The organism is Streptomyces sp. Isolate_45 (assembly GCF_024721315.2).
Lineage (GTDB): Bacteria > Actinomycetota > Actinomycetes > Streptomycetales > Streptomycetaceae > Streptomyces.
On sequence record NZ_JANFAK020000288.1, the window covers coordinates 1 to 5,210 of the forward strand.

At 73.3% G+C, this 5,210-nt stretch carries 7 protein-coding genes; 4 read left to right on the forward strand and 3 right to left on the reverse strand.

Annotation, left to right across the window (positions count from 1 at the left end):
• Nucleotides 1-60: 60 nt before the first annotated feature.
• Nucleotides 61-1,248, reverse strand: a complete 1,188-nt coding sequence (locus NOD94_RS40025; RefSeq protein ID WP_281211170.1) for a cyclopropane-fatty-acyl-phospholipid synthase family protein — start codon at nucleotides 1,246-1,248, stop codon at nucleotides 61-63.
• A gap of 454 nt (nucleotides 1,249-1,702) precedes the next feature.
• On the opposite strand from NOD94_RS40025, the gene NOD94_RS40030 reads away from it, so the two are divergent.
• The 3 genes from NOD94_RS40030 to NOD94_RS40040 all read left to right on the forward strand — a co-directional run bounded on the left by NOD94_RS40030 (nucleotide 1,703) and on the right by NOD94_RS40040 (nucleotide 2,673).
• On the forward strand, nucleotides 1,703-1,915 hold the full coding sequence (locus tag NOD94_RS40030) for a hypothetical protein (RefSeq protein ID WP_281211165.1): 213 nt from the start codon (nucleotides 1,703-1,705) through the stop codon (nucleotides 1,913-1,915).
• A gap of 46 nt (nucleotides 1,916-1,961) precedes the next feature.
• A complete protein-coding gene (locus NOD94_RS40035; RefSeq protein WP_281211166.1) occupies nucleotides 1,962-2,141 on the forward strand; it encodes a hypothetical protein in 180 nt (59 codons plus the stop codon).
• A 121-nt stretch (nucleotides 2,142-2,262) separates the two neighbouring features.
• Complete coding sequence (locus NOD94_RS40040) at nucleotides 2,263-2,673, forward strand: rodlin (protein WP_281211171.1); 411 nt, start codon at nucleotides 2,263-2,265, stop codon at nucleotides 2,671-2,673.
• A gap of 179 nt (nucleotides 2,674-2,852) precedes the next feature.
• Here the strand turns inward: NOD94_RS40040 and NOD94_RS40045 are convergent, their stop codons facing one another.
• Together NOD94_RS40045 and NOD94_RS40050 are read right to left on the reverse strand one after the other, a co-directional pair.
• Entirely contained in the window at nucleotides 2,853-3,872 is a 1,020-nt protein-coding gene (locus NOD94_RS40045) for an MASE1 domain-containing protein (RefSeq protein WP_281211167.1), read from the reverse strand.
• A gap of 45 nt (nucleotides 3,873-3,917) precedes the next feature.
• Nucleotides 3,918-4,766: a PP2C family protein-serine/threonine phosphatase gene (locus NOD94_RS40050; protein WP_281211168.1), complete on the reverse strand. Its 849-nt coding sequence runs from the start codon at nucleotides 4,764-4,766 to the stop codon at nucleotides 3,918-3,920.
• A 171-nt stretch (nucleotides 4,767-4,937) separates the two neighbouring features.
• Here NOD94_RS40050 and NOD94_RS40055 point away from each other — a divergent pair, with 171 nt between their 5' ends.
• Nucleotides 4,938-5,120: a CsbD family protein gene (locus NOD94_RS40055; RefSeq protein ID WP_281211169.1), complete on the forward strand. Its 183-nt coding sequence runs from the start codon at nucleotides 4,938-4,940 to the stop codon at nucleotides 5,118-5,120.
• The last annotated feature ends 90 nt before the right edge of the window (nucleotides 5,121-5,210 follow it).

A 5,210-nucleotide genomic window follows, 5' to 3' on the forward strand; every position in this document is an offset into this window, starting at 1 on the left:
CGGCGTCCGCGGGTGCGCCATCAGCCCGGGACGGCCCGGCGGGGTGGCCGCTCACGGGGCTCACCGGGTCCCTTCGACGAGGAGCAGCTGGCGGACGTCCAGGTAGTGGGAGCGGAACCCGGCTTCGGAATAGGCGAGGTACAGCTCCCACATGCGGCGGAACGTGACGTCGAACCCGAGGTCGGCGACTTCGTCGGCGCGGGAGGTGAACCGTTCCCGCCACAGGCGCAGCGTCTCCGCGTAGTGGTCGCCGTAGCCCTCGTCGGAGACGATGCCGAGGCCCGCGCGGGCGGCGTGTTCCTCGATGGCTCGCCGGGAGGGGATCAGCCCGCCGGGGAAGACGTACTTGCTGATCCAGGTGTGGGTGCGGTCGGTGAGGAGCATCCGGGCGTGCGGCATGGTGATGGACTGGAGGGCGATGCGGCCGGCCGGGGCGAGTGCGTCGCGCAGGGAGCGGAAGTAGACCGGCCAGTAGTCGGCGCCGACGGCCTCGATCATCTCCACGCTGACGACGGCGTCGTACGCGCCCCGCGCCTCGCGGTAGTCCTGCAACCGGACGCTGACCCGGTCCGACAGGCCGGCCTCGGCGATCCGCCGGACGGCCAGGTCCCGTTGCTCGGCGGAGAGGGTGAGCGTCACGACGTCGGCGCCCCGGGAGGCGGCGCGCAGCGCGAGTTCGCCCCAGCCCGTACCGATCTCCAGGACCCGTCGGTCCGGGCCGACGCCGGCCAGGTCCAGGAGCCGGTCGATCTTCCGGTGCTGCGCGGCCTCCAGGGCCTCGGGGCGGGCGGGGAAGGCGGTGAAGACGGCCGAGGAGTAGGTCATCGAGGGGTCGAGGAAGAGTTCGAAGAGCTCGTTCGACAGGTCGTAGTGGCGCTGGACGTTCTCCCGGGCGCCTTCCGGGGTTCCCCGCTGGGTCTCCGGCCTGCGCCGCACCCAGGCGGCGCGCAACCGGCGCAGCGGGGCGGGGACGAGCTCGTCCACGTGGGCGGCGAGGACGGTCAGGACGCCGGGCAGGTCGTCGGCGTCCCATTCACCGGCCATGTACGACTCGCCGAAGCCGATGAGGCCGTCGGCGGCGATCCGACGGAAGAAGGCGTCGGGGTCGTGGACGGTGAGCTCGGGCCCGTTGCCCGCCGGGGCCCGGTCGCCGAGGCGCACGCGCAGCGGCAGGCGGGCGAAGGCGCGCCGCAGGAGGTGGCGCGCGACGGCGGTGTGACCGGTGGGGGGTTCCGGGCAGCGCACCACGTCGGGCCAGGACCGGGGGTCGGCCGGTATGCGGTGGCGGGGAACGGCCTGGTCCTCACGCGTGGCACGGGGCGTCGAGAGGGTCACGGAGTGAAGCCTTCCGGTCGCTGCGTTCCGCGACCGGGCCGCGCTGTGTCGTGCCGCCCGGCAGCGGCCTGTCACCCTGTGCTTCGCCGCCGGGGCCGATTCGGATGGGTCGGGTTTCGCACGGGCCGGCGTTTTCCGGCCAGCCGGCGCCACAGGATGTCGCTTTCCGGCCGTTTCGCGGCCTCTCCCGCAGCCCGCGCCTGCTCTCGCCGGGCGGTCTCTTTCCGCTCGGCCGTCGTCGACGTCACCGATTTCGCGCGGGCCGCCGAGATCGCCGCCCGCGCCCACGCCTGTCCCGTCCCCGAGGCGCGCCGAACTACCCGGTCGTCGTCCGGCCGGTCGACGAGGGCGCCGGGACCGAGATGTGATGACGGGCCCCGTCCCCGAGGACCGTCCGGAAGCCGTACGGGCCCACCCTCCGGAGCGGGCGGGCGACCCGGTGGCGGCCCGCGCCGCCCGCACGAGGGCCGCCGGGCTGACCCTCGGCCTCCCCGAGCGGCGCTGCCCGCGGTCGCGGGCCGCCCGGCTCGGCGGCGGCCCCGGCGGGGACGGCGCCGAGCGGACGGGGCCGTCCGCATGACGGACACGGGCGTCGGCTGTCGGACCTCCCGCCTACTCTTGATCACATGAGCCCGACCCCTGACTCCGCGACACCCGGCCGCCCCCTCTCCGCCATCAACGCGGACATCCGCTGCCTGTTCGCCCGCGCCGAGGGGCGCCTTCGTGACGACGAGCGGGTGCGCCACGCGGCGCTGCTGGAGGAATGGGCCTCGGCGATACGGGCGTCGGTCGTCACGGCGGCCTGAGCCGGGGCCGCGGGGCGGTGCGCGGCAGGCGGCCGATCGGGTGAAGATGCGGAACCTGCCGCAGGTCCGGGCGTTGATCAGAGCGCTCACCATCGTGCACTCGTGCAACAGAAGGACCATGATGATCAAGAAGATGATGGCCACCGCCGCCGCCACCGCATCCATCGTCGGCGCGGGCGCCGCCCTTGCCGCTCCGGCCATGGCCATCGGCAACGACAACGGGATCAACACCGTCAACGGCAACGGTGCCTCCCAGATCTACGGCAACCAGAAGACCCACGGCGACCTGAGCCCGCAGCTCGGCCTGGTCCAGGGCACGCTCAACAAGCCCTGCATCGGTCTGCCGGCCAAGATCAACGCGCAGTCGCTCGTCGCCGCGCTGAACATCGGTGTCCAGGACATCAACGTCCTGTCCAACCCGCAGAACCAGCAGTGCACCGAGAACTCGACCCAGGCCAAGGGCGACGAGCCGCTCTCCCACATCCTGGACAACATCCCGGTCCTCTCGGGCAACGTGTCCGCCAACAGCTGACCCGGTCCCCTCTTCGAGCCGGGGCCTCCGACGCCTGCGCGAGTGCCCACGGGGCCCCGGCTTGCACCACCCCCGGATCCGCGGATCCGGACCCCTCACGTGGGCACCACCCTTCACGTTCAGAGCCTCCGCCCGGATCGGGCCGGAGGCTTTGAACGTTTCCCGGGCTCGGGGCCTCCTCAGCCGCCGTCCGCCCGGGATCCCTCCCCACGGGATCCGTCCGCACCCGGGTCGGGCGGGTGCCAGCGGGAGGCCGACTTGCCCGACGCGAGCTGATCCACCACTTCGGCGAGGTCCAGGCACGCCTGCTCGATCCGCAGGCGGATGGTGTTCTGCTCGGTGACGAGCGCCGACAGCAGCAGCGAGGTCAGGGCCGCGCTGCCGTTGAGCGCCTGGAGGTTGACCATGCCCTCCACGAAGGTGTGGTCGGCGAAGGGGCCGGCCCGGGCGATCGCCGCGGCGTTCGCCATGACGGATACGAGCAGCATGACGGGCGCGCTCCCGGCGAGTTGGAAGCGCAGTGCCGCCCAGATGAGCAGCGGGAAGACGAGGAAGAGCAGGGCCAGGCTGCTCCTGGTCGCGAGGAGGGTGACGGCGACGGCCGTGATTCCCAGGGCGGCGGCCTCGGCCCATCGGTAGGGGTCCTGCGACACGTGCACCTTGTGCGCGACGAGCAGCAGCGGTGTCAGGACGAGCACGCCCATCGCGTCGCCGGCCCACCAGGTCCACCACACCGTCCAGAACCCGCTGTCGGGCAGGCTGTGGGTGAAGACCAGCAGCCAGGCTCCGACGGTGGCGCTGATCAGCATCGGCGCCAGCCCTCCGAGGAAGACCAGGGCGACCCCGTCGCGGAGCCGGTCGAGGTCCCTGCGGAATCCGACCCGGCGGAGCATCAGGGCGGCGCACACGGGAGCGAGGGTGTTGCCCGCGACGATCACGAGTCCGACCGGGTCCTCGGAGCCGAGCGACCGGATGACGAGGAACGCGCCGAGCGCGATGCCGGGCCAGACCCGGAGCCCCTGCCAGACCAGGCAGGCGAGGGCGATGCCGGTGGGCGGCCACAGCGGGGTGACGACCGCGCCTTCGATCACCACCTGCTGGAGCAGCCCGATCCGCGCGCCCGCGAAGTAGGCGGCGGCAACGGCGAGGATCCGGACCACGGCCAGGAACGGACGTCGGAAGCCCTCGGTGCGCATCACTGCATCAGACAACAACCGGGGGCCGGCGGTGGGGCGTGACACGCGTCAGGCGTCGCGCGTGTCACCCGGTCCGGTGCCCGGGGCGTCGTGACGCAGGACGAGCACGGCGGCGTCGTCCTCGTGTCCCGTCGAATCGGCGACCTTCATCACCTCGGCCGCCAACTGCCCCGGTTCCGTGCCGGCGGCGGCGCGGGCGGCGGCGGCCACCCTCGCCAGACCTGCCTCCATCGGGAACGACGGTCCTTCGACGACCCCGTCGGTGACCAGGACGTACGCGCCCGCCGTCGTCAGCCGGCGCCGGGTCACGGGGTACTCGGCGCCGGGCAGCATGCCGAGCGGGGTGCCCCCCTCGTCCTCCACGACGCCGGAGCGGCCGTCGACGGTGGCCCACACGCCGGGGACGTGGCCGGCGCGGGCCGTCTGGATCTCCCAGGTGACGGGGTCGAACCGGAGGAAGGTGCAGGTCGCGAAGAGGTCGCAGTCCACGGAGAGCAGCAGGTCGTTGGCCCGGCTGAGGACCTCGCCCGGATCGGCGGCGGCCGCGGCCACCGCGCGGACGGCGATGCGGACCTGTCCCATGAAGGCGGCCGCCTCGACGTCGTGGCCCTCCACGTCGCCGATGGAGAATCCGAGGGCGCCGCCGGGGAGCGCGAAGCCGTCGTACCAGTCACCGCCGACGCTCAGGCCGTGGCGTGCGGGCGTGTACCGGGCGGCCGTGCGCAGTCCGGGGACGGACGGGAGCGAGGCCGGGAGGATCTCCCGCTGGAGTGCCTCGGCCAGTTCCACCCGGGCCTGCTGGAGTTCGGCGCCTTCCCTGGCCTGGGCCGTCAGCCTCCCGAGCCTCGTCAGCAAATCGTCGGCGGTCGCCGACCGCGGGGACCGATGGGAGGTCATGGACCGCTCCGGGGTACGTCCGCCTTCAGGGTTCTGACGCGAGACAGCCCTCATCATATTTCGGCGGCCCGCTGATCACATCCGGGCCGGTGCGGCGCCGGCGTTTGAGGTCCGGGATCCGGGCCACACGAGGGGTACGTGTTCCCGTCCCACCCGAGGGAGTGATCAGCTGTGCCGGAGAACGAGAAGCACCGGGCAAAGGCCGAGCAGGCCATGGGCAAGCTCAAGGAAGCGGCGGGCCGTGCGGTGGGCAACGACCGGCTGGCGGCCGAGGGCCGCGGCGAGCGGACGAAGGGTGACGTCCGTCAGGCGAAGGAGAAGATGAAGGACATCTTCCGGCACCGGAAGCACTGACCTGTTCCGTAGTCATCGGACCCCCGGGGGGGGGGGGGGGGGGGGGGGGGGGGGGGGGGGGGGGGGGGGGGGGGGGGGGGGGGGGGGGGG